This is a genomic window from Helicobacter jaachi (assembly GCF_000763135.2).
Classification (GTDB): Bacteria; Campylobacterota; Campylobacteria; order Campylobacterales; family Helicobacteraceae; genus Helicobacter_C; species Helicobacter_C jaachi.
Window position 1 is genome coordinate 1 of record NZ_JRPR02000005.1, and the last position, 24,458, is coordinate 24,458.

General features: G+C 41.8%; 22 protein-coding genes. 15 read left to right on the top strand and 7 right to left on the bottom strand.

The genetic code is table 11. The features are described 5' to 3' along the window. The 5 genes from LS71_RS06615 to accB form a co-directional block, all read right to left on the bottom strand. A partial coding sequence (locus LS71_RS06615; protein ID WP_194145677.1) for a cache domain-containing protein occupies positions 1-936 on the bottom strand: 936 nt, incomplete at its 3' end. A gap of 75 nt (positions 937-1,011) precedes the next feature. Beyond that, positions 1,012-2,193: a UDP-4-amino-4,6-dideoxy-N-acetyl-beta-L-altrosamine transaminase gene (pseC, locus tag LS71_RS06620; RefSeq protein WP_034355419.1), complete on the bottom strand. Its 1,182-nt coding sequence runs from the start codon at positions 2,191-2,193 to the stop codon at positions 1,012-1,014. A gap of 23 nt (positions 2,194-2,216) precedes the next feature. After that, a complete protein-coding gene (locus tag LS71_RS06625) occupies positions 2,217-2,981 on the bottom strand; it encodes a flagellin N-terminal helical domain-containing protein (RefSeq protein ID WP_034355416.1) in 765 nt (254 codons plus the stop codon). Between the two features lie 51 nt (positions 2,982-3,032). Then, the gene (locus LS71_RS06630; RefSeq protein ID WP_034355413.1) at positions 3,033-4,397 is read right to left on the bottom strand and encodes an acetyl-CoA carboxylase biotin carboxylase subunit; all 1,365 of its coding nucleotides are present in this window, start codon (positions 4,395-4,397) and stop codon (positions 3,033-3,035) included. Positions 4,398-4,406: 9 nt separating this feature from the next. After that, positions 4,407-4,880, bottom strand: a complete 474-nt coding sequence (gene accB / locus LS71_RS06635) for an acetyl-CoA carboxylase biotin carboxyl carrier protein (protein WP_034355410.1) — start codon at positions 4,878-4,880, stop codon at positions 4,407-4,409. Positions 4,881-4,968: 88 nt separating this feature from the next. Here accB and dcd point away from each other — a divergent pair, with 88 nt between their 5' ends. After that, positions 4,969-5,535 (top strand): dCTP deaminase, encoded by a 567-nt coding sequence (gene dcd, locus LS71_RS06640; protein ID WP_034355407.1) that lies wholly within the window; start codon positions 4,969-4,971, stop codon positions 5,533-5,535. A gap of 50 nt (positions 5,536-5,585) precedes the next feature. Here dcd and der read toward each other — a convergent pair whose 3' ends face one another. Further along, positions 5,586-6,989, bottom strand: a complete 1,404-nt coding sequence (der, locus tag LS71_RS06645; protein WP_034355404.1) for a ribosome biogenesis GTPase Der — start codon at positions 6,987-6,989, stop codon at positions 5,586-5,588. 91 nt (positions 6,990-7,080) lie between these two features. Between der and LS71_RS06650 the strand changes: the two genes are divergently transcribed. The 10 genes from LS71_RS06650 to LS71_RS06695 all read left to right on the top strand — a co-directional run bounded on the left by LS71_RS06650 (position 7,081) and on the right by LS71_RS06695 (position 18,369). Then, complete coding sequence (locus LS71_RS06650) at positions 7,081-7,872, top strand: hypothetical protein (protein ID WP_138109867.1); 792 nt, start codon at positions 7,081-7,083, stop codon at positions 7,870-7,872. A gap of 92 nt (positions 7,873-7,964) precedes the next feature. Next, positions 7,965-8,894, top strand: a complete 930-nt coding sequence (locus LS71_RS06655) for a ribose-phosphate pyrophosphokinase (protein WP_034355401.1) — start codon at positions 7,965-7,967, stop codon at positions 8,892-8,894. After that, positions 8,894-9,640 carry a sulfite exporter TauE/SafE family protein gene (locus LS71_RS06660; RefSeq protein WP_034355398.1) on the top strand — a complete coding sequence of 249 codons (747 nt, stop codon included), beginning with the start codon at positions 8,894-8,896 and terminating at the stop codon, positions 9,638-9,640. The genes LS71_RS06655 and LS71_RS06660 overlap by 1 nt, the downstream gene beginning before the upstream one ends. 10 nt (positions 9,641-9,650) lie before the next feature. Next, on the top strand, positions 9,651-10,187 hold the full coding sequence (gene gmhB / locus LS71_RS06665) for a D-glycero-beta-D-manno-heptose 1,7-bisphosphate 7-phosphatase (protein ID WP_034355395.1): 537 nt from the start codon (positions 9,651-9,653) through the stop codon (positions 10,185-10,187). 20 nt (positions 10,188-10,207) lie between these two features. Further along, entirely contained in the window at positions 10,208-11,215 is a 1,008-nt protein-coding gene (gene rfaD, locus LS71_RS06670) for an ADP-glyceromanno-heptose 6-epimerase (protein ID WP_034355392.1), read from the top strand. Beyond that, complete coding sequence (gene rfaE1, locus LS71_RS06675; RefSeq protein ID WP_034355386.1) at positions 11,203-12,654, top strand: D-glycero-beta-D-manno-heptose-7-phosphate kinase; 1,452 nt, start codon at positions 11,203-11,205, stop codon at positions 12,652-12,654. Before rfaD ends, rfaE1 begins: the two co-directional genes overlap by 13 nt. Then, positions 12,651-13,223 carry a D-sedoheptulose 7-phosphate isomerase gene (gene gmhA, locus LS71_RS06680; protein WP_034355384.1) on the top strand — a complete coding sequence of 191 codons (573 nt, stop codon included), beginning with the start codon at positions 12,651-12,653 and terminating at the stop codon, positions 13,221-13,223. The genes rfaE1 and gmhA overlap by 4 nt, the downstream gene beginning before the upstream one ends. 14 nt (positions 13,224-13,237) lie before the next feature. Next, positions 13,238-13,888: a hypothetical protein gene (locus LS71_RS06685; RefSeq protein WP_034355381.1), complete on the top strand. Its 651-nt coding sequence runs from the start codon at positions 13,238-13,240 to the stop codon at positions 13,886-13,888. 92 nt (positions 13,889-13,980) lie between these two features. Further along, a complete protein-coding gene (locus LS71_RS06690) occupies positions 13,981-17,010 on the top strand; it encodes an acyl-CoA dehydratase activase (RefSeq protein WP_034355378.1) in 3,030 nt (1,009 codons plus the stop codon). Positions 17,011-17,031: 21 nt separating this feature from the next. Next, on the top strand, positions 17,032-18,369 hold the full coding sequence (locus LS71_RS06695) for a 2-hydroxyacyl-CoA dehydratase (protein ID WP_081946278.1): 1,338 nt from the start codon (positions 17,032-17,034) through the stop codon (positions 18,367-18,369). 42 nt (positions 18,370-18,411) lie between these two features. On the opposite strand, the gene LS71_RS06700 is transcribed toward LS71_RS06695, so the two are convergent. Next, entirely contained in the window at positions 18,412-18,984 is a 573-nt protein-coding gene (locus tag LS71_RS06700; RefSeq protein ID WP_138109869.1) for a phosphatase PAP2 family protein, read from the bottom strand. 137 nt (positions 18,985-19,121) lie between these two features. Here LS71_RS06700 and LS71_RS06705 point away from each other — a divergent pair, with 137 nt between their 5' ends. The 4 genes from LS71_RS06705 to LS71_RS06720 all read left to right on the top strand — a co-directional run bounded on the left by LS71_RS06705 (position 19,122) and on the right by LS71_RS06720 (position 24,413). Next, positions 19,122-20,084, top strand: a complete 963-nt coding sequence (locus LS71_RS06705; RefSeq protein ID WP_034355372.1) for a hypothetical protein — start codon at positions 19,122-19,124, stop codon at positions 20,082-20,084. 493 nt (positions 20,085-20,577) lie between these two features. Then, the gene (gene fliK / locus LS71_RS06710; protein ID WP_052058073.1) at positions 20,578-21,330 is read left to right on the top strand and encodes a flagellar hook-length control protein FliK; all 753 of its coding nucleotides are present in this window, start codon (positions 20,578-20,580) and stop codon (positions 21,328-21,330) included. Between the two features lie 27 nt (positions 21,331-21,357). Next, positions 21,358-22,179 (top strand): flagellar hook assembly protein FlgD, encoded by an 822-nt coding sequence (gene flgD / locus LS71_RS06715; protein ID WP_034355370.1) that lies wholly within the window; start codon positions 21,358-21,360, stop codon positions 22,177-22,179. After that, positions 22,176-24,413: a flagellar hook-basal body complex protein gene (locus tag LS71_RS06720; RefSeq protein WP_034355365.1), complete on the top strand. Its 2,238-nt coding sequence runs from the start codon at positions 22,176-22,178 to the stop codon at positions 24,411-24,413. The genes flgD and LS71_RS06720 overlap by 4 nt, the downstream gene beginning before the upstream one ends. Positions 24,414-24,458 lie beyond the last annotated feature (45 nt).

Sequence of the window (24,458 nt, forward strand, 5' to 3'; positions counted from 1 at the left end):
ACCAGATTCTATTTCTTTAGCTGTTTGTGCTGATTGTTCAATAGCTTTAGTATCTTGGTCTAGGTTTTTATTAGTTTGTTCTATGTTTTGGTTGATAGCGGCTGCCATTTGACCAAATTCATCGCGAGTGTTAAGCGGCAGAAGCTTAATATCTTTGACTTCGTGGTTAAGATACCTAAAGAAAAGCATAATATTATGCTGAAGCACGCCCACACTTTTAAGCAATGCACGATAAAACACCAAAACCAAAGGCACAAAAATAATCAAAAACACAACACAAGCAATCACTAGCGCCTTACCAAGAGTAGCGCTCATATCATTAATGATTTCTTTTGCATTATTTTGTGCATAAACTTCAAGCGTATCGATATAAACGCCTGTAGAAAGCCAAATATTTTGCGTATGAGGTATGAGCGTAGCATAAGCCACTTTTGGAGCATTACCAAGTGAGCCATCAGGCAGCGGTTTAGAAAATACAAAATGCACAAATTTGCCCTCTTTTGTCTGCTCTTTAGCTGTTTGGTAAAGTTCTCGCACATAAAAAACGCCATTAGCATCTTTAGTTTCAGCCAAAGACTTGCCAATCAAGTCTTTACGCGTAGGGTGCGCCACTGGCACATATTCTTTGTAGGCAAAATAATAGCCTGACTTATCATCTTCAAAGCGAAATTTTTCAATGGCTTTGGCAATAATATCAATCTGCTCCGCCTCGCTTTTCCCCTCAATAAGCGCACCTAGAGAATCTGCTAGTGAATCTGTGGAAAGCTTGATTTTCTGCTCCACTTCTTCAGATATCATTTTTTGAATCTGCGCTGTGCTGTGAATAGCAATTTCATTTTCCCCCCTAAGCACAAGGGCTACAAGCACAATAAAGCTCACCACAGAGCCAAGTGCAAGGATAATGATTTTATACTTGAGTGAAAGATACTTAAACATAACGCGCCCTTTAAAAATAAGATTCTGAAATTGTATTCAAAGCAATATTAAAGATTAAAGTAAAAGTAAAGTTTTTTAGCAATGCTCTGCCTCATTGCATATTTTGGTAACAATCTTTGCAATATTTTCAGCTTGCGCCATCTCAAGATGCTGATGACAGGGGATAGATATTTCACTCAAATAAAAATCATTTGCGTAAGGCAGTGCTATATCACCGCATAGCTGCTGGTAGAGGCTAAATTGATAAATAGGTTTATAATGCACCTGCACGCCCAAACCTTGAGCCTGCAAAGCTTGGAAAATCTCCTCTTTTTTACACCATAAATGCGGATAGAGCAAAATAGGATAAAGATGATGTGTGCTGCGGATATAAGAGGGAATTTGTATGGTGGCAAAATGGGGATTATTGGCAAATATTTCATCATAAAAAAGCGCAATATGATGCCTATGAGCGATAAATCTATCCACTTTTTTAAGCTGACTTAACCCTAGTGCCGCACCTAGCTCACTAAGACGAAAGTTTAGCCCAGCAAGCAGGCAATCATAATTCCACAACGCCTTTTTTTCAACGCCATGTGAAAGCAAAAGCCTTGCAAAATGCGCCAACTCCTCATCATCGGTTAATAGCGCGCCTCCCTCTGCGGTCGTAATAGGCTTAAGCGCATGAAAGCTAAAAATAGTAGCGTGAGCTAGCGAGCCTATGGGTTTGTCATGATAGCTTCCACCAAAACTATGCGAGCTATCCGAAAATAACGCTATTTTATGCTTACTAGCAAGGGCGCGTAAAGATTCTATCTCCACACTTTTGCCACCATAATCCACACTCACTATGGCTTTAATATGTGCTTTTTTAGGGTGCGAGGTAAGTATATGGGAGAGGGCTTTTTCATCAATATTGCCATCATTTTTCACATCGCAAAAAATAGGCTTAATCCCCCACAGCAGCATCATATTAGTAGTAGCGACAAAGCTTATAGGCGTGGTTACAAAATAAATTGCTTCATTGGACTTAGCCGCGCGCGCATTTATAGAATCTACATAAGAGGGAAAGTGTTTATATAAAAATGCGCCATAGAGCGCGTAGAGCGCTGAAGTAGCGGAGTTAAAGCTAATGGCATATTTTGCACCACCTCTAGCAGCTAGAGCATTTTCAAACTCCTCTGTGAGTGCGCCTTGTGTGAGATGAGTAGAGTGCAGAGCGGCATTCACGCACTCAATATCATCTTGCTCAATGAGTTGCGTGCTGTAGGGTATCATTATGCAAAGTAGATTCTATAAATCTATGCTAGCAGCTCTTTAACGCGCTGATTGCTTAACTTATCTGTATCGTGAGAAACGCGGAATAGCGAGCCTAACTTTTTCAAAAACGAACCATCTGTGTTTTGCATATCCCTGCTTGCTGCTTTATTCTCATTTTGAATCTTACCTGCTTTATTGCGCGCAAGTGCTTTGTCATTTTTGGCTAATTTATCTGCATTCTCCTCCGCTTGGTCTTTGAGCGTTTCAAGCGCGTCTTTAACCTGCACTTGCTGCTCTTTTAGCACATCATAAAATTTCTGCGCATTTGAGTTGAGCAAGGATACATTAAGCTTTGGTGCATCAAAAAGCACTTCATCATTATCCATAATGCTCTTAGCAAATACATTGCTGCTTTCAAAAGTGGCTTTTTTAAGGGTAGATTCTATATTTTTTTTCAGCGCATTAATTTCATCTTGAATCTCATTTTGCTCCTTTTTATCCGCTGTTTGCTTGCTTTGCTCTGTGAGCTCTACTACTTTTCTTACATCAGATTCTATAGCGTCTAGGGACTTTTGCGCCACTTGCAAACGTCCGATATTGCTATTAATATTTTTTATCTCTTGGGTGAGCGGACTATTTTTTAGCTCACTTGTATCAACACTTTTAGCCGCTACTTTTTGAGCGGACTTGGGAGCGTTTTGGGCTTGCTTTGTCTCTTTTAAATCTTTTTTATTTATATCTTTTTTTGCTTCCCTCTTTATTTCTTCTTGGGCAAGATTTTGCGTGGTGCTTGTGCTAATTTTCATCGCTCAACTCCTTGTAATTTAGATTCTATCCCTTGCTCCATTATTCCACACCTATTCTAAATCAAGCATATTTTGTTCCAAATACTTAGTGTGAATCTTAGAATCTAGGAAATCCTTATTGCTCATCATTTTCATATGAAAGGGAATCGTAGTCTTAATCCCCTCAATGCAAAACTCCCTCAACGCGCGGTGCATACGATTAATGGCTTGATTGCGATTTTGCCCCCACACGACGAGCTTGCCAATCATAGAATCATAATGCATAGGCACGCTATAGCCGCCATAAGCATGCGTATCAAGCCGCACATTCGCGCCACCCGGAGCTACCCATTTAGTAATTTTGCCCGGGCAGGGATAGAATTTTTCAGGGTCTTCAGCCGTGATACGGCACTCAATAGAATGCCCATTAAAGTGAATGCTCTCTTGACTTGGTAACTTCTCACCCTCTGCTATGCGTATCATACATTCCACCAAATCAAGTCCGCTCACCATTTCGCTCACGGTGTGTTCAACCTGTAGGCGCGTATTCATCTCCATAAAGTAAAAATCCTCATAATTTGCATCAAGGAGGAATTCAAATGTCCCCGCGCCCACATATTTAATGTATTGAGCCGCTTTTACAGCCGTATCAAGCAGCCTCTGGCGCACCTCTGGCTTAAGCACCACAGCTGGGGATTCTTCAATGAGTTTTTGCTGACGTCTTTGCGCGGAGCAATCACGCTCACCAATATGCACGACATTACCATATTTATCCGCTAGAATCTGCACTTCAATATGCTTAGGATTGCGGATAAATTTCTCCATATAAATAGTCCCATCGCCAAAGGCGCTAACCGCTTCAGATTCTGCAGCGAGATAGAGATTTTTAAGCATTTCAGGCTTTTCAACCACGCGCATACCTCTGCCACCACCACCTGCAGCAGCCTTTAAGATAACAGGATAGCCAATTTCTTGAGCGATTTTTTGCGCTTCTTTATAATCTTTTAGCGCCCCATCACTGCCTAAAATTACAGGCACGCCCGCTTCTTTCATCACATCTTTAGCCTTAGATTTATCGCTCATAAGCACCATTACATCAGCCGTAGGACCGATAAACTCTATATTATGATGAGAGCAAATCTCTACAAAATTTTGATTTTCACTCAAAAACCCATAGCCCGGGAAAATCGCATCAGCTTTCAATAACTCCGCCGCGCTCATAATAGCTGGAATATTAAGATAACTTTCACTTGATTTATCCCCGCCTACGCAAATTTTCATATCAGCCACATCAAGATAATATGTATCCTTATCAGCCGTAGAGTAAATAGCAATGGCTTCTTTGCCCATTTCTTGTATCGTGCGGATTGCGCGCAGGGCAATCTCACCGCGATTTGCAATAAGAATCCTTTGAATATGTCGTTTTTTATGTGCCATTTGCGCGCCTTAGAGTTTTTCGACTTTAATAAGATTAGTGCTAAATTCTACAGGCTGCCCGTCATTTACTTCAATGGCAATCACTTTGCAGTCAAATTCTGCCTCAATTTCATTCATAATTTTCATCGCCTCGATGATACCAACGGTTTGTCCCTTTTTAATCACATCGCCCACATTCACATATGGCGCAGCACCGGGACTAGGCGAGCGATAAAATGTCCCCACCATAGGGGAAGTGATAAATAGTCCGCTTGTATCCTTTGTAGCCGCGCTTGGAGCGGGGGTAGATTCTGTTTGTGGCAATGGCATTTGCTGTGCAGGCGATAAAGAAAGCGTATCTATGACTTGCATGGGAGCTTGGACTTGCGCTTGAGCGATAGCTTTTTGTAGTTTTAGCTCAAATCCCTCTTGCTTTATGCTAAATTTTGCTATGTCGCTATTATCAAATAACTCCATAATCTTTTTGATTTCTTGTAGATTCATCTTGCGCCTTTCTCTGCTGTAAATTTAGTCTGCTATAATAACACGATTTATTTAAAATAACAAAATCTAGCGAATTTGAGGTTTGATTATGGGGCTAAAATCGGATTTATGGATTAAGCAAATGAGCCAAAAGGGTATGATTGAGCCATTTTGTGAAAAACAAATAGGCAAAAATATCGTAAGTTATGGACTTTCAAGCTATGGGTATGATATTCGCGTGGGGAATGAATTTATGATTTTTACTAACATTGGCGCAACCATAGTTGACCCCAAATCCTTTGATGAGCGCAATGTGGTGGAGATTGTTACAGAAGAAAATGGCTTTTGTATCGTGCCGCCAAATTCTTTTGCATTAGCGCGCACAATGGAGTATTTTAGAATGCCGCGCAATGTGCTAGCTATTTGTCTAGGCAAAAGCACTTATGCCAGATGTGGGATTATTGTGAATGTTACGCCATTTGAGCCAGAATTTGAGGGACATATTACAATTGAGATTTCAAACACTACGCCTTTGCCTGCCAAAATTTACGCAAATGAGGGCATAGCACAAGTTTTATTCTTGGAGGGCGATGAACCCTGCGAGGTGAGCTATAAGGATAAAAAGGGCAAATATCAAGGACAAAAAGGCATCACTTTGCCTAAAGTGCTTAAATAACGCACTCTTACAGAATCTAGCTAAGAGCAAATTAACGGATTTTATAAATTCTATTCCCGCGTTGTTTCATCTTTGGGGGCGTTTTTATCCTTAGCACTTAAAAGAATTGGTACGCCCTCAAAATCAAACTGCTTTCTTAGCATATTAATCAAGTATCGCTTATAGCTAAAATGCAGGCTTTGGGGGCGATTGCTCACAAGCGCGATTTGCGGGGGCTTACTCGCATACTGCGTAGCATAATAAATCTTAACCAATTTCCCATGGTCGCTAGGGATTTGATGTCTAGCTGTAGCCTGTGCGATGCAGTCATTTAGCGCACTTGTTGGGATTCTATAGCAAAATCGCTCATACACCTTAAGCACTTCTTGCTTAAGTTTATGGATATTGCGTCCATTGAGCGCACTTAGGCTCATTGTAGGCGCAAAAGATAAAAATGCAAAGCGTTTGTCAAAATCCGCCTTAATCTGCTTAAAATCCGCATATTTTTTATCCCACTTATTAAACACCACAATCACGCCAAGCCTGTGCTTTGGGATAAGAGAGCTAATTTTTTCATCTAGCTCCACAAATGGCGCACTCACATCAAGCACTAAAATTGCAATGTGACTTTGAGCAAGCACCCTATTTGTGCGCTCAAGGGCAAATTTTTCAATCCCATAAATCTTACTTGCCCTTCTAATACCCGCTGTATCGACAAAGCGCAATGTTTTGTCCTCTATTTGCACTTCATCATCAACAGGGTCAATGGTCGTGCCAGCCACCTCGCTCACCACGCTTCTTTCCTTGCCAAGCAGAGCATTTAAAATCGAGCTTTTGCCCACATTCACACGCCCGATAATCCCCACAGCTATGCACTCTTGCTGTGATTGCATAGGAGATTCTATACTGGCTAAAAACTCCTCCAAACTCTCATCTATCTCCCCTGCAAGTTCGCCTCTTAAATGCGCACTTAAGGGCTGTTCGCTGGCTAAATGCAGCATTTCAAAGATTTCTTCAAGCAATATGCTTATGCCGCGATTATGCTGCACGGAAATAAAGCATAAAGATTCTGTGCCAAAGCTCGCAAAATCCCATGCCCTAAGCTTAATTTTATCATTATCAACTTTATTCACCACAAGTATAAGCATTTTGCCACTTTTTTGAATCTTACGAAAATGAGCTATGTCATCATCTTGAGGCATCATACTTCCATCTACCATATATAGCACTAAATCCGCTTCTTGTGCCGCTTGGAGTGAATGCTCGCTCACCTTAGCAAATAGCCCTTGTGCTTTCTCAAGCCCACCTGTATCAATAATCTCCACCTCCACGCCGCTTAGCTCAAAGCGCGCTTTTTTCACATCGCGCGTAGTACCGCTTACATTAGAAGTGATAGCAAGCTGTTGCTTGATGAGACGATTAAATAAAGAGCTTTTGCCCACATTTGGCTTACCTAAAATCGCAATAGTTTTCATCTTAACTTCTCTTAAAATAAAGTATTTCTAAACGATATGTTAGCTAAAGTTAGATGTTTTATGCATAAAATCACTACTATAAAAGGGGAGTATGATGAGGCGCATAGGTATTTTTATATGTTTATCTTTAGCCGTTGCTCACGCAAACACTTTGCAAGAAAATACTCTAAAAGCAAATTTAGAGGAGCATACCGCTACAGATTCTGAAACAAAAACAAATGCCATAGAGCCGCAAGCAGGCGCGCTAGCAGAACATACAGAATCTGCACAAAGTGTGGATTCTGTGAATGCAGATTCTATAAACCACACCCAAAATATTAAAGAAGATGTCAAAGAAAATGCTAAAGATAATAAATCCCAAGAAGTCTATGTCGATGAAGGCGTAATTTTTATGCTAGATAAAGATGATGCGGATTTTAATCTGTATGGTCAATCCTATGCGCTCCTGCCCCGCTCTGTGGCGCTCAAAAATTTTTTAAATCAGCAAAAATCCGCCCTTGATGCGCGCACTTTGCGCTCAAGCGATAACACCACGAAAATTTATAATCAAGGCAAAGAAATTTTATTTTATTACTCAAGCAATGGCGGCTCAAATCTCTATGCTAAAATCGCGCCAAAGCGCTACAAGCTCACACTTGAAGAGTTTAATGATGAAAGCAAAGAGCCGCATGAAATAGTGCATATTTATAGAATCCAAAATTTTAGTAAAGATATTTTAGACGCTCCCTGCTTTATCGTGCAAACAAGGCAATTTATCCGCGATAGAATGCGCAGCGAAATGCTTATTAATTTAGATAGGAAAATTAACCCAAAGCTGCTCACTCAAGGGCAAATCGAGCTATTTTTAGAATGCAGCCTCCCACAAAATGAAGAGATTTTTTAATGATGAAATAAGCCAAATATAAAATGAGATTCTATAAAATGCACGCTTCCCAAACTTGAATACTTAGATTCTATCTCTAAAGGTTGTGCCATATGCGAGGTTTTAAAATTTTTAGTGGCTCTGCCCACACACTTTTTAGCAATGAGCTTGCCAAATACTTAGATGTGAGCCTCTCAAAAGCCACTATCAACCGCTTTAGTGATGGCGAAATTAATGTGCAAATTGGCGAATCCGTGCGCGGCAGGGATATTTTTATCATTCAGCCCACCTGCGCGCCTACAAATGACAATCTTATGGAATTATTGATTATGACAGATGCGCTCAAGCGCAGTGGGGCAAATAGCATTAATGCTGTAATCCCCTATTTTGGATACGCAAGGCAGGATAGAAAGGCTGCTCCTCGCGTGCCAATTAGTGCTAAGCTTGTCGCAAATCTCATCGAGCAAAGCGGCGTTCATCGCGTGATTACAATGGATTTGCACGCAGGACAAATTCAAGGATTTTTTGATATTCCAGTGGATAATTTGTATGGCTCTATTGTGTTTCGCGATTATTTACGCGCTAAACCTTTTAAAAATCCCATTATCGCTTCGCCCGATATTGGTGGAGTGGCGCGCGCTAGGTATTTTGCTGATAGAATGGGAATGGATTTAGTCATCGTGGATAAAAAGCGCGAGCGGGCAAATGAAAGTGAAGTGATGAATATTATTGGCGATGTCGAGGGGAAAGATGTCATTTTAGTTGATGATATGATTGATACAGCAGGCACGATGTGTAAGGCTGCTGATGTGCTAAAGGCGCGCGGGGCAAATAGCATCATGGCTTTAGGCACACACCCCGTGCTAAGCGGTCCTGCTTTTGAGCGCATTGCTAAAAGTGCGCTTAATGAAGTTGTAGTAACAAATTCTATCCCTCTGCGCCTTGCTCACCCAAAGGTAAAGGTTTTAAGCGTAGCGCCGCTTTTTGCGGAGGTCATACGCAGAATCTACCACAGCGAAAGTGTCAATTCGCTCTTTATCTAATGCACAATATTGAGCTTTTAACCCTTGTAAGTATTGCTTTTTTCACTTCACTTGGACATTGCGTAGGTATGTGCGGGGGCATAGTGCTTGCGTATAGCAGCTGCTTAAATGCTAAAAATGCGCTAGATTCTAAGCTAGATTCTGTAGATTCTATAAAATCCACAGAATCTACAATCGCAAAACCCTCATTTCTTAGCCAAATCCCCTATCATCTTGCCTATCATGGTGGCAAAATCACTACTTATTGCTTTCTTGGCTTTATTGCCGGTAGCATTGGGCAGTTTGCTATGCCAGAGGCGCATATTAAACATTTTGCTTTGCTTATCATTGGCATTTTGCTTATTATCTTTGGCTTAAGTTTAGCGTGCTTTGCACCGCTTAAGCGGCTTTTTAGCGCCTTTAGTTCCTTGCCCTCTACATTTTTGCATAAACTCATAAGCATTATGCGCCCTTTGTTGCAATACCCCTCCACATATAGAATCTTCGCACTAGGCTTATGTAATGGCTTGCTGCCTTGTGGAATTGTGTATTATTTTTTGCTAACAGCGGCTGTAGCGGGGAGTGGGATAAATGGAGCATTTATTATGTGTCTTTTTGGCTTAGCCTGCGCGCCCTCACTGCTCACACTTGGACTTTTAAGCTCATTTTTGCAACATAAACGCGCTATTTTCTTACGGCTTGGCGGTGTGGCTATGGTGGCTTTTGGCGGCTATGAAGTATATAAATCTTTAAAGGCTATGATGTAAAGGAGTGAATATGAAATGTGCTTTTTTTGATAGAGATGGCGTGATAAATAAAGATTTAGGCTATGTGTATAGGATAGAGGATTTTGTCTTTTGCGATGGTTTATTTGAGCTTTTGCAAACGCTTAAAGCACAAGATTATCTTTTGCTAGTTATTACTAATCAATCTGGCATTGCGCGCGGGCTTTATACAGAATCTCACCTGCACACGCTTCATACATATATGCAGCAATGCCTGCAAGATAAGCTAGGCTTTAATTTTGATAGAATCTACTTCTGTCCTCACGCACCAGAGGCGCATTGCGAGTGTCGCAAGCCCAACATTGGTATGATAAAGCAAGCCTGCAAGGACTTTGAAATTGATTTGTCGCGCTCATTTTTTGTGGGCGATAAAATTACAGATATGCAGTGTGCGCAAAATGCTAATATTAATGAGAAATTTTTCTTATCAAACACAAATCTAGCGGATAATTCACTCAAAAATGTGCAGAATATTACCACTTTGCGCCAACTCCATAGTATAATAAAAGCACACCAAACACAATCTTAAAGTATCTTTAAGGAGCAAGTATGAAGTATATTTATGATGACTTAGCAGATAAAAGGATATTAATCACCGGTGGAGCGGGATTTATCGGCAGTAATCTTGCCTTTTATTTTCAAGAGTTTCACCCCCAAGCGCAAGTATATATTTTTGATAAATTCCGCGATGATACGCACTTCCCTAGCGGCAATCCCACATCTTTGGGGCATTTTAAGAATCTCTTAGGCTTTAAGGGTGAAATTATTACAGGCGATATTACCAATAAAGGCGATTTGGAGGCATTGCGCGCGTATGATTTTGATATTATTTTTCATCAAGCAGCCATTTCTGATACCACCGTGCTTAATCAAGAGCTTGTGTTAAAGACTAATCACGAGGCGTTTTTGCACCTGCTTGAGATTGCTAAAGATTCTAGGGCTATAATGATTTATGCCTCATCGGCTGGCACTTATGGCAATTCACCCGCGCCAAATATCGTAGGCGGCGGCGAAGTGCCTGAAAATGTATATGGATTTTCTAAGCTTTGTATGGACGAAAGTGTGAGAAAAATCCTACATAATGAGCCTACACGCCACATTATTGGCTTGCGCTACTTTAATGTTTATGGAGAGCGCGAATATTATAAGGGCAAAACCGCCTCGATGATTTTGCAGCTAGGATTGCAGGCGTTAAGGGATAAAAAAGTGCGGCTTTTTAAACACGGCGAGCAAAAGCGTGATTTTGTGTATATAAAAGATGTCATTCAAGCCAATGTCAAAGCGATAGAATCTGCTCATAGCGGCATTTATAATGTCGGCAGCGGCGAGGCTAGAAGCTTTAATGACATTATCACTTGTCTAAAAGATGGGCTTGGAGACTTTGAGGTAGAGTATTTTGATAATCCCTATAGCTTTTTCCAAACGCACACGCAGGCTGATATCACCTCCACGCAAGAGCATCTCTCATATAGCCCACATTTTAGCCTTGAAAAGGGTGTTAGCGCCTACCTTAACGATATCAAACATACTTTTGAGCGTATAAAATGTTTTTCTTAGAATCTAAACACCCAAAAATCCTTGTCATAGGTGATTTGATGATTGACCACTATGTGTGGGGGAGCTGCGAGCGCATTTCGCCTGAAGCGCCCGTGCAGGTGGTTGATGTCAAAGATGAGAGCAATCGCTTAGGTGGGGCGTGCAATGTGGCTAATAATCTTATCGCGCTTAAGGCGCAAGTATTTGTGTGCGGCGTGGTGGGCAATGATGAGGCGGGATTGTGGCTTGGGGATAAATTAGAATCTATGGGCGTTGATATTTCATATCTATTTGTGGATACTTCGCGCCCTACGACTAAAAAAACGCGCATTATTATTGCTAATCAACAAGTGCTGCGCGTGGATAGAGAGAGCAAACTGCCCATAGATTCTATAATCGTGCAAGATATTATGCAACGCCTTGATGCGCTGCTTGATGAAGTGGATTGCATTATTATTTCAGATTATAATAAAGGGCTTTTAAGCTATGAACTCACGCAATTTATCATTAAACACGCTAGAAGTAAAAATAGGCTTGTATTATGCGACCCTAAGGGCAATGATTATAGCAAATACAGCGGAGCTACGCTGCTTACGCCTAATAAAAAAGAAGCCCAGCTCGCCACAGGTATTGAGATTAATGACACTCCATCGCTTATACACGCAGGAATGGCGCTTAAAACACAATGCCATTTAGATATTTCACTCATTACGCTTAGCGAAGATGGTATTGGCGTCTTTGATAATAACACTATGCGCGTAATTCCTACAAAAGCAAAAGAGGTGTATGATGTAACTGGAGCGGGCGATACGGTCATTGCCGCGCTTGGCTTTAGCTTAAGCAGTGGGTGTGATATTTGGCAGGCTTGCGAGTTTGCAAATGCCGCTGCTGCTGTGGTGGTGGGCAAAGTGGGCAGCGCGGTAGCCTCACATAAAGAAATTATGCAATACCTCCATGCGCAATCTGCCAATATGCAACAGCATACAGAATCTAAAATCATCACGCTAGAAAATCTACTAGAAATTCTAAAAAATAGTGCTAATAATAAAATTGTTTTCACTAATGGCTGCTTTGATATACTGCATATTGGGCATTTAAGCTATCTTAATGCCGCAAGAGATTTAGGCGATATGCTCATCATAGGCTTAAATAGCGATGATTCTGTAAAAAGGCTAAAGGGTGAGCATAGACCCATTAATCCCCTGCATAATCGCGCACTTATGCTTGCGGGCTTAGCGTGCGTGGATTATGTGGTGAGCTTTTCGCAAGATACGCCCTTAGAGCTAATTAAAGCCATTAAGCCCGATGTGCTTGTAAAAGGCGGAGATTATAAAGATAAAATTATTATAGGCAGGGAATATGCCAAAGAGGTGGTTTTGCTAGATTTTGTAGAGGGCTATTCTACTTCAAATATTATTCAATCCATAAAAGGGCAATCCACACAAAGGAGCAAAAAATGACATCATTTATAGAATCTGAATTTAGCGCGCATTTAGCCAGTGCGCAAAAGATTTTTGCACTCACGCCACTTGTGGAAAAAAGTGCTTTAATGCTCAATCAATGCCTTGATAATGGAGGTAAGATTCTCATCTGCGGCAATGGCGGAAGCGCTGCTGATGCGCAGCATTTTGCCGCTGAACTCACAGGACGCTACAAAAAAGAGCGCAAAGCCCTAGCTGCTATCGCGCTAAGCGTGGATACTTCGGCATTAACTGCCATTGGAAATGACTATGGCTTTGAATTTGTATTCTCTCGCCAAGTTGAAGCCCTAGCCAATAAAGGCGATGTGCTATTTGCTATCTCTACAAGCGGCAACTCGCCAAATGTGCTCAATGCTGCCAAAATCGCACGCCAAAAGCAGTGCGCAATCATCGGCTTAAGCGGCAAAGATGGCGGCAAACTTAATGAAGTGTGTGATATTAATCTTGTTATGCCAGATAAGGACACGCCTAGAATCCAAGAGCTGCATATTCTTATTATACATATTTTATGCGATTTAATTGAGCGGCACTGCATAGAGCATTCATAGGCTAAGGCAGGCTTATGCTACTTCCTAAAACGCTTAAAATCTTGCAAGAAAACAAGCCAGAAGCGATTAAAGATACGCTTTCAAATATGCTTAATAGCGATGGCATTAATGTCGCGCTCATTGATTTAGTCTTTGGGCATTATTTTTTATATGTGCTTTTAAGCGATGGCGTGCTTACGCCTGTGTTTTTGTATGAAGGGCGCATTAGCTATAAGCAATCTCAAGCAAGTGGGCTGCCTAAAGTGCATTTTTGCCTATGCAGCGAGATTGAAAGAGATTTTAGCCTCCAAAATAGGGCAGATACGCTCTCCCATAGGCATTATCTAGCCAAAATTACACATAAAAACGCCTTTAGCATAAGCATTAGGCAGGGATTAAGTGAAGTGGGATTATATAATGACTATCCGCTTGAGCTATGCCCTATGTGCAGCGATATTCTAACTCATATGCGCGAGGGACAGACCATTGATAGCACGCTTAATGTGTATGTGTTTAATAACCAATATTTGCATTTGTTAGAATCTAACCCCACCTTGCGCCAAAAAGAACTCACAGCCCTGCAAGTAGCGCACCTTAGATGCTGTAAATGCAAAAAAGAAATCACGCTAGATTCTCAAATTTGGATACAAATCCACCACAATATCCTTAAAATTTATTGCTGTTGATTATTGCATTTATTTTGTGATAGAATGCTATTTTATGCGCAACAATCCACAACATTTGTAAGTATTTGCTAATTGCTTAAATAGGGGGTTACATGGCTTTGACACTAGGCATTGATATAGGCAGCACCACAGCAAAAGTCGCGCTTATGGACGGCGATGAGATTATTTTCCAACACTATGAGCGACATTACTCAAAGGTAAGAGAAAAAAGCATTGAGATTGTGCAGCGCATAGCGCAGACTATCGGCGATACAGAGCTTAAAGTAGCTATTTCTGGTTCCGCAGGCTTTGGAATCTGCAAGGCAACGGGCATTGACTTTGTGCAAGAAGTCTTTGCTACAGCGGGCGCGGTAAAGCATCTCGTGCCTGATGCTGATGCTGTTATCGAGCTAGGTGGGGAGGACGCAAAGATTATCTTTCTCACAGGTGGGACTGAAGAGCGTATGAATGGCTCATGCGCAGGTGGCACGGGAGCATTTATCGACCAAATGGTAACGCTGCTTGCCATAAGTGCTGAAGAGTTTGATAGAATCTCGCTCGAGCATAAAAAGATATATCCTGTCGCTTCGCGCTGTGGCGTGTTTGCCAAAACTGATGTGCAGCCGCTTTTAAATCAAGGGGTAAATAAAGAGGACATTGCTGCAAGTATCTTTCAAGCAGTGGTCAATCAAACTATCACCGGGTTAGCGCAAGGGCGCAAGATTGAGGGTAAGATTTTATTTCTAGGGGGTCCGCTTTTTTATTACAAAGGCTTGCAAGAGCGCTTTGCACAGACTTTAAACCTTGATGAAAAGCATGCCATTTTCCCAGACTTTGCCCAATATGCTGTGGCTATTGGTGTTTCACTACAGGCGCGCGAAGTTGAGAAAACCTTTACTTGTAAATCCCTCATAGCCACTTTGGAGGCAAGCAAAAACGCAGCTTCTACAAATAAATATCTCGAGCCGCTTTTTGCCTCACAAGATGATTATGATGCCTTTATCGCGCGGCATGAAAGCGCCAATGTCAATGAAGTGGATATAGAATCTGCGTATAAAGCTAATAATTATCAAAAAGTTGATGTCTATATCGGCATAGATTGCGGCAGCACGACTACAAAGCTAGCTATGCTAGATAGCCATAATGCAATTTTATATCAATACTATAATTCTAATAAAGGTAATCCCGTAGAAGTCATCTCCACGCAGCTTAAATATATTTATGAGCATTTTGGCGATAAGATTAATATCAAAGGTTCAGCCGTTACAGGCTATGGCGAGGAGCTTATTAAGGCAGGATTTAGCCTTGATGCGGGGCTTGTGGAGACTATGGCACATCTCAAAGCGGCAAAATACTTTAATCCCAAAGTTGATTTTATCATAGACATCGGTGGGCAGGATATGAAATGCTTTTATATCAAAAATCAAACCATAGATTCTATAATGCTCAATGAAGCCTGTTCAAGCGGCTGTGGGAGCTTTATAGAAACCTTTGCGCGCTCTATGGGATATGATATACAAACTTTCTCAAAGTTAGGATTAGAATCTAAGCACCCTGTTGAGCTAGGCTCACGCTGCACAGTGTTTATGAATAGCTCTGTAAAAGAGGCACAAAAAGAGGGCGCTAGCATTGAGGATATTAGCGCTGGACTTTCGATGAGTGTGGTAAAAAATGCTATTTATAAGGTTATACGCGCGCGCGATGCAGATGATTTGGGCAAACAAATTGTCGTGCAAGGCGGGACATTTTTAAATAATGCTGTGCTAAGAAGCTTTGAAAAAGAAATTGGTAGGGAAGTTATACGCCCCAAAATCAGCGGACTTATGGGGGCTTTTGGCGCGGCACTTTACGCAAAGGCACTAGGATTAGAGCAGTCAAGCACTATGAGCCAAAATGATTTAAGCACTTTCACACACACTGCTACAGCTAGCGTGTGCAGAATCTGCGGCAATAATTGTCAGCTTACTATTAATCGCTTTGGTGAGGGGAAAAAATTTATTTCAGGCAATCGCTGTGATAAACCCCTTGGCATTAAAAAGCTACTTTTCTTGCCTAATTTGTATGATTACAAGCTTAATAAACTTAAAGCCCTCTGCGCGTATGAAAATATGGACAAATCTAAGCTCACAAAGGGCAAAATCGGCATTCCTCTAGGGCTTAATATGTATGAGAATTTGCCTTTTTGGCACACGCTTTTAAGCGAGCTAGGCTATGAAGTGGTAGTATCAGATGTCACTACGCGCAAGACCTTTGCACTTGGGCAATATTCAATCCCTAGCGATACGGTGTGCTATCCTGCTAAACTGCTACATGGGCATATTGAGAATCTACTCAATAAAGGCGTGGATAAAATCTTTTATCCTTGTATGAGTTACAGCTTTGCAGGTGATGAAAAGCATAAAGATTCTAGCACAAATAACTACAATTGCCCTGTAGTAGCATACTATCCAGAATTACTCAATGCTAATGTCGATAAACTGCGCGCGGTGCGATTTTTCTACCCATATTTTGGCTTACATAAAAAAGAAGATTTCAAAAAGAAAGGCTTTGCATTTTTCAAAAAAGAGCTTGGTGCGGATAAAAAATCATTCCTTAATGCCGTGCAGAAAGCCTATGAAGTGCGCGATGAGTGGCTAAGTGATGTAAAAGAGCAAGGAGAGAAAGCGCTCGCATTTGCCCGCAGCAATAAACTTAAAGCCATCGTGCTGTGCGGACGCCCATACCACATCGACCCAGAGATTAATCACGGCATTGATAAGCTTATTAATTCTTTAGGGCTTGTGGTGCTAAGCGAGGATTCTATTGAGCATTTAGCAGAGGCGGGTGAGCTGCATATTCTTAATCAATGGAGCTATCATTCACGCCTATATAATGCCGCTGCGCTTGCTAGCAAGTATGATAATGTCGAGCTTGTGCAGTTAGTTAGCTTTGGCTGTGGGATAGATTCTATCACAAGTGATGAAGTGCGCGAGATTTTGGAGGCAAATGGCAAATTCTACACGCAGCTTAAAATTGATGAGATTAGCAATCTTGGCGCGGTAAAAATTAGAATCCGCAGCCTACTTGGCGCTATGGAGGAAAAACAAGCCCAAAATCGAGCAAAACACATACTTGGCTCACAGCCCATACTAGAAAATGTCTAACTTCAAAGGGAAAGGATTACTATGACGCAAAAAATGACCCCACACATCAAATCTTGGCAGAATGCAAATACTTCATCGCTGATTATGAAGCCTGAAAACAAGCGCGAGCTTAAACGCGTGCCATTCACAGCAGAGATGAAGCAAACGCATACAATTTTAGTGCCTATGATGCTGCCTATACATTTTCAATTACTTGTAAATATTTTGCACCTGCATGGCTACAAGGCTGAATTACTCCATAATGATGGCAAAGGCGTGGTAGATGAGGGATTAAGAAATGTGCATAATGATACTTGCTATCCTGCGTTACTTGTGATTGGGCAGATGATTGATGCGCTAAAAAGCGGCAAGTGGGATTTAAATAAAGTCGCGCTTTTAATCACGCAAACAGGCGGAGGCTGCCGCGCGAGTAATTACATTTATCTTTTGCGCAAGGCGTTAAATAAAGCTGGCTTTGGCGCTATCCCTGTAATTTCACTTAACTTTAGCGGCTTAGAATCTAATCAAGGCTTTAGCGTTACGCGCCCTATGCTGCAAAATTTCTTAAATGCTATCATTTATGGTGATTTGGTTATGCATATTGCTAATCAATGCCGCGCGTATGAGAAACATAAGGGCGATACAGATAAAATGGTGGATAAGTGGGTTACTCGCATTACCACAAAAGGCACAGATGAGGGATTGCAAAAATACAGCGCGCTTAAGAAAGATTTATGGCTTATTTTAGATGATTTTGCAAGCATTGAGCGGGAGAGCGAACCTAAAATCCGCGTGGGTATCGTGGGTGAAATCTATATCAAATTCTCGCCCCTTGGCAATAATAATTTGGAGGATTTCCTTTTAGGCGAAAATTGCGAAGTAGTGATACCGGGCTTTTTGGACTTTTGTCTTTACTGCATAAATGATACTATTGTTGGGAATAAAATGTATGGCGGCACGCTCGCACAAAGCCTCATTTACCGCGTGGTGTATTGGTATTTTGCCAACAAGCAATCAGATATGATTAAAATTATTAAAAAACATGGCGCCTTTAGAGCGCCAACGCCCTTTAAGCACACTAAAAAGCTTGTTGATGGCTATGTGAGCGAGGCGATGAATATGGGAGAGGGCTGGCTGCTCACTGCTGAAATGCTTGAGCTTATCAATCAAGATGTGCAAAATATCGTCTGCACACAACCATTTGGCTGCTTGCCTAATCACATCGTAGGGCGCGGTATGATGAAAACCATTAAAGAGCGCAATCCTCAAAGCAACATCGTATCTATTGATTACGACCCCGGCGCGACAAAAGTCAATCAAGAAAATCGCATAAAACTTATGCTAAGCAATGCTAAAAAAGCCCAAGCGAGCCTAGCCTAAATAATGATATACAGAATCTAGATTCTGTAGTTTTTATAGAATCTAAAACCTCATAAGGTATCCCAAATGATAGCTCACGCTACCATCGTGCGCACTATCTACCCACGCGCTTAGCGGATATTTTGAAGCACATAGATAAGATATGCCAAAGCCTAGTAGCGCACCGCTTAGCACCTGCAGGGCGTCGTGTTTATCCGCATAGATTCTAGAAAATCCAACAGAAGTGGCAATAATGCCTAATGGCAGGGAGAATTTCCACCCATAGCGCTTTTGCGCAAAGCCCACACTTGAAAACACAAACGCTGTATGCCCGGAGGGAAAGCCATCAAAGTGCTTATCATAAGGGCTTGGGCGCTGTGAAATGCGCGCTTTAGCAGGATTATCGCGCGCAATATAGGCAAAGCTCTGCTTAATAGCAAACATACTAAGCAGTGTGCCACCAGCGCCTATGGCTTGCTCTTTCACACCCTGCACATCATCAATGCTATAGCTATATGCCATCATCACAAAGGGCAAAATCTGCATCACATCGCTATAGAGCGCAAAGCCACTCTTAGCTTTCACAAAAGGGCAGCTAAGCACGCAAGAGAGGAGCAAAATCGCGCTATATTTCATCACATCGCCTTTAAAATGAGGTAGATTCTATAAATACGCCATTGTATAGAATCTTGCTTTAAGGCTGCCATAGTTTTTATATATTTTAGGAATGCATTTTGCTTATGCTTTCATATATTTTTGAGCAAGGAGTTGTTATGTTAGATTCTATGCAAAACACAATTTTAAACAAGCCAGATTCTATAATAGAGAAACGCCCAAACTCGCCTATGAGCGAGGTTAGCAAGCTAGAGAGTAAATTTGAAAATATGTTTGCTAAAAAGGCGCAAGAAGCCCAAGCAGACAAGTCACCAAAGGACGCTAAAGAGGTAAAAGATGCTAAAACAAAGCCGCTCAAATCCACCGAAAAAAAAGTGGAGGCAAAAGCTAAGGGCGTTGAGGGTGCGCAAGTAAATAAAGCAAAGCAGCCAAATAATGCCCAAAATGTGGCGCAAAGTGTAAATGCGCAAAAAGAGGGCGATTTACTCGCACAAAGCCTGCAATCAAATAAGACGCAAAGCAATGCTAAAGCCGCTCCTAGTGCGTTTGATTTTAAAGATAGTGCGAGTGAGGATTCTAAAATTGGTTTGCAGGAGAAAATTGCTAAATCCTCCAAAGAGGCAAAGCCAAAGGAGCACAATCCGCTTGTAGAAGCCCTAAGCGCGCCACTTAGCCAAACGAACAACGCACAAGCTAAGGCTAAGCAGGAGCTTGCCCAAAAGCTTGCGCCAATGCCCGCTCCACAAGCTTCAAAAGCCATAGAGGAGTCTGCGGATAAGACTTTGAAAGATGTTGAGAATCTAGCCAAAGCTAAAAATCTTAATCCTAGCAAGCTTAGCGTGCAAAGCACCCCTGCACAAAATGCGCCACTAGCGCAGAGCGCACAAGAGCCTGAGGCAGAATTAGCCAAGCTTGTGCCACAAAAGCCAAAGGGCGTGCCTAGCTCGGCTAAAGAGCGCATTAATTACGAATATGAAAATAACACAGACAGAATAGCCATTGTGCAGCGCGGCACGAAAAAGCCTAAAAATATCACAAGCAAAATTAATAATGAATATCCCGTAAAAAAGGCTGACAATGAGGCGAGCAGCGCACTTCCTCTAAAGGACATAGCCCGGTAAAAACACACAAGAGCTAGCAGAGGCACAATCTCAAAAAACAAAGCCAAATCTTTTAAAACAGGCTCTAGCTGATAATGCACCCAAAGAAAGCCCGCTTAGCGAGGCTTTAGATGAGCCTGCAAGCAAAACTAGCCAAATACTAGACGCAAAAAAGGGCAAAAATATAGAATCTAAGCCCAAAACTGCTCAAAAAGCCGCTCAAGAGGAGCTGCAAGCTAAGGGAGATAAGAAAAAAGGCGCTAAGAGCGCAAAAAATAAAAAGCAAGATTCCCTCCCAGCCCAAAGTGCGCAAAATCCCAAAGGCGAGGTTATCCATGAGCCAAAATTAGCAAGCGCGCTTGCTGCATCAAATAGTGAGGATTTACAATCAAGTGAAAATGCTATAGATGAAATCCTCCCAGCACCCCTGCAGGAGCAAAGCGCCAAAGGCTCACAAAAACAAAATATAGCGCCAAAAGATAATGCCAAAGTCCAAGCACCTGCGCTAGCAGCTTTGGAGACGGGTGCGAAAAATGCTAAAGATTCTAAAGAGGAGAAAAAACAAAAGACGCAAAAGCCTCAAAACGCAGAGTCAAGCGCTAAGCCTGCTCAGAGCCAAAGTGCGCAAAGTCAAGCGCTAAGCCTTGATGAGCCAGCACAGAATCTAGCCGCACAAGAGCAGGAGGAGGCGCCAAGCTTTGCTGAAATGCTCATGAATGGGGGCAAAAAAAAGGGCGAAAAAGCCAAAGATGAGCCAGATATAGAATCTAAGCCAAAGGCTAGTGCAAATAAACAAAGTCTTGAGACAGCTCAAAGTGCGCAAGCACAGCGCACGCAGATTCTATACCGCTCCGCACAGGCAAAGCAAAGCCTAAGGAATTTCGCACAAAGCCTGCGTGAAGAGGTGCTAAACTACAAGCCACCCATCACTAAGCTTAGCCTTGAGCTTAATCCACAGAATCTAGGCACCTTGGAGCTTACTATCACCAAAAAGGGCAAAGATTTGCACATTCAAGTGCTATCAAACGCCACAGCCATTGGATTATTCCTGCAAAATCAAGCAGATTTCAAGGCAAATCTCACACAAGTAGGCTTTAATAATGTGGATTTGAGTTTTGCTTCAAATGAGGGCGGTGGCGGTGGTTCAGGCACGCAAAGGCAAAATAATCAAGCAGCAGAACAAGAAGAAGGGAACAAAAATAGCTTGGAGGATTTGCAAAGTAATGAAATGCAGGTGATGAATATCACACTTCCCAAATACGCTTAAAACCTAGATTCTATAAAAGGATAAAAAATGGCAATTGATTTAGCAGAAGTAACAGGCAGCGCGGCAAAAATCGCTAAGGAAAAAGAAAAAGTGCGCAACATAAATGAGCTAGATAATGACGCGTTTATGCGCCTATTTTTGGAGCAGCTCAAAAATCAAGACCCCACCGCGCCTATGGAGACGGATAAAATCATTACCCAAACTGCTCAACTCACGCAAGTAGAAATGCAAGAGCAAAATAAAAAGACTATGGTTGAAGTGGCTGAAGCGATGAAAAGCACGCAAGAAACCAATAAAGAGCTTAAAGAATTTCAAGCCCAAATGAAAGAATCACTTGAAGCACTCAATCAAGGTATGCAAGATACAGCTAAATCTAATGTCGCCACTGCGCAACTTAATGCGCTAAATACGGTGTCCATGATAGGCAAAGTGGCTGAAACAGATGTTTTTGGTGTGAATGTGCAGAAGGGCAAGGCAGTAAAATTCTCTATCTATTTTGATGAAAAAATAGACCCCAAAAAGGGCGAACCTACCATTTATATTTTTAATAGCAATAATGAAATGGTAAAGAGTATATCGCTAAAAGATAGGGCAAATGAGCGCGGGTATTTGGAATTTAACTGGGATACGCTTGATAATCAAGGGCGGCAGGTCGATGATGGCACATATAACATTCGCGCAGAATATAATTTAAATGAAGATACAAAGCAATATCACACAGCGCGCGTTGGGCGTGGCGAGGTGCAGAGCATTATTTTTGATAAAGGCAATCCTATGCTAAGAATGGGCGATATGATTTTGCCCCTTGATAGTGCTATTGAGTTTTACAATAAGGACGCGGGGCAATGAATGATACTTTGATTAATTCATACAGCGGCATTAAAACACATCAATTTGGGCTAGATTCTATCTCAAATAATATTGCCAATGTCAATACTATCGGCTATAGAGAGAATATCCCACAATTTGAAAGCCTCTTTAGCACCAACATGGATTCGCTTAATGCCGATTCGCCTATTAATAATGATATGAATTATGGCGCGACTAAATCAAGTAATGCCATATCCACACGCAGCGGGAGCTACAAAGCAAGCGATGGGGAATTTAATGTCGCCTATGAGGGCAAGGGCTGGTTTATTGTAGGCGAGCAAAAAAGCGGCTCTTTTGAGATTAAAGATGATGGCTATGAAAAAAAGCAGAGGAATTATTTCACGCGCGATGGCTCGTTTTTGCGCGATGGCGAGGGCTATATCGTTAATACAAGTGGATATTATATGTATGGCGTGGATTTGGGCAAAATTGAAAATGGCATTTACACTTCAAGTAAAAGCGAGGAGGCAGACTTTGAAGCGCTAGCTACTGGTAAATTACAACCCATGCAAATCCCGCAAAATCTCTATTATCGCCCTGTGCTTACCACAAAGCTTGATATGAGCGTAAATCTTAATAAAAATGAGAATGCCACTTCGGTGCGCGCGTTTTTTAATGACAATAATGGCGAGTTTGATATTGAGCGATTTATGAATACAGATATTAATGCCTTTGCAACCGATGATGTGCCGCTTAATGCGCCAAGCTACAATGAAGTGCGCTTAATTCTTGATAAAGATGGCAAGAAAGAAACGCTTACTTTTAAATATGGGCAAGGTGGGGCTGAAGCGGGAGAATTCCGCACATTTAATGATTTAAAAAATCTTTTGCGCGATAAAGTGGGATTAGATTTAGAAGTAAATAAAGCCGCAGATGGCAAGGTGGGGGAAAAAGTAAGCTTAGAGCTAAAAAATAATTCATATAAAAATCTAAATCTTGAGCTTGGCGGGAGCTTATTTGAAAAGCTAGGCTTAAAGGGTAAAAATGATAGCTTTAGCAGCGGTGTGGGCGCAAACTTTAATGCCAATAGAGCGTATGAGAAAAATGCCATTGTGCAGTATAAAGGCGTGGTGTTTATCCGCACAGGCGAGCTAGGCAAAAGCGAAGACCCCTTTAATGATAAAGAGAATTGGCGTATTTTGGACACAGGCGCTATCGCGCAGTGGAGCGATAATGCGACATATTTAGAGGGCGATGTGGTGGCTGATAATGGCAAAATCTATCGCCGCACCACTCAAGCGGGGAATAATCCCATAGCAGAGGGTAATTGGGAGGAGCTAGGGAATATAGAATCTGCTCTACCGCCTGCATTCACGCAAGGCACGACTTATCAAGTTGATGATATTGTGAGTTATGAGGGGAATTTGTATCGTAAAATAGTCGGTAGCGGCTCAAGTAATCCTAAAGCAGATTCTGTAGGCTGGAAGCCCATACGCGGCGATAGTTTTCACAGCGGCTTTATACAAATGCCAAGCTATCAAACTAATGCCGAAATTTATGATGAAAGCGGCAAAAAATTCCTTATCCAAAGCCATTATTTTATGGTTTCATCTGGCAATACAGAATCTAATCCCCCCACAAACGAAGTGTGGGAGGTGCGCTCTGCGGTGTTTGACCAGCACGGGGAGATTATGATAAGCCCTGATTATGTGGTGCATAATATATCTTTTGATGAGCAGGGCAAGCCCACAGCAGAGCCAGTAACGCTTGAATTTGGCAATAACAAAGTGCAGTATAACCTAGCAGGTGCCAAAGATACGCAAAGTTCAAATTTTGTCTATCGAGATTCTGGGATTTTGAATAAAGAGCAAGATGGCAGAGCGGAGGGACATTTGCGCGATGTGCGCATCGATAAAGATGGCATTATTTTTCTTGCTTTTGATAATGGTGCGTATGAGCCTATGGGGCGCGTGGGGATTGCGGCGTTTGTGAATGACCAAGGCTTAAGGAAAGTGGGAGGCAATCTCTTTGAGATGACCGAAATGGTAGTAAATGGTGATGCAAGCACCATTAGCGGGCGTCCAATTTTGGGCTGGGAGGGCTTAAATCTCAAATTTGGCTCTGTGCTGTATAAACACCTTGAGACAAGCAATGTCGATGTGGGCAATGCTCTCACTGAACTAATCGTGATGCAGCGCGGCTACTCAATGAATGCAAAGGCTTTCACCACAGGCGATGAGCTAGTAAAAGAAGCGCTAAACCTTAAACGCTAGGCTAGATTCTATAATTTCCCACGCTGTTGCTTTTTTATAAAAAGC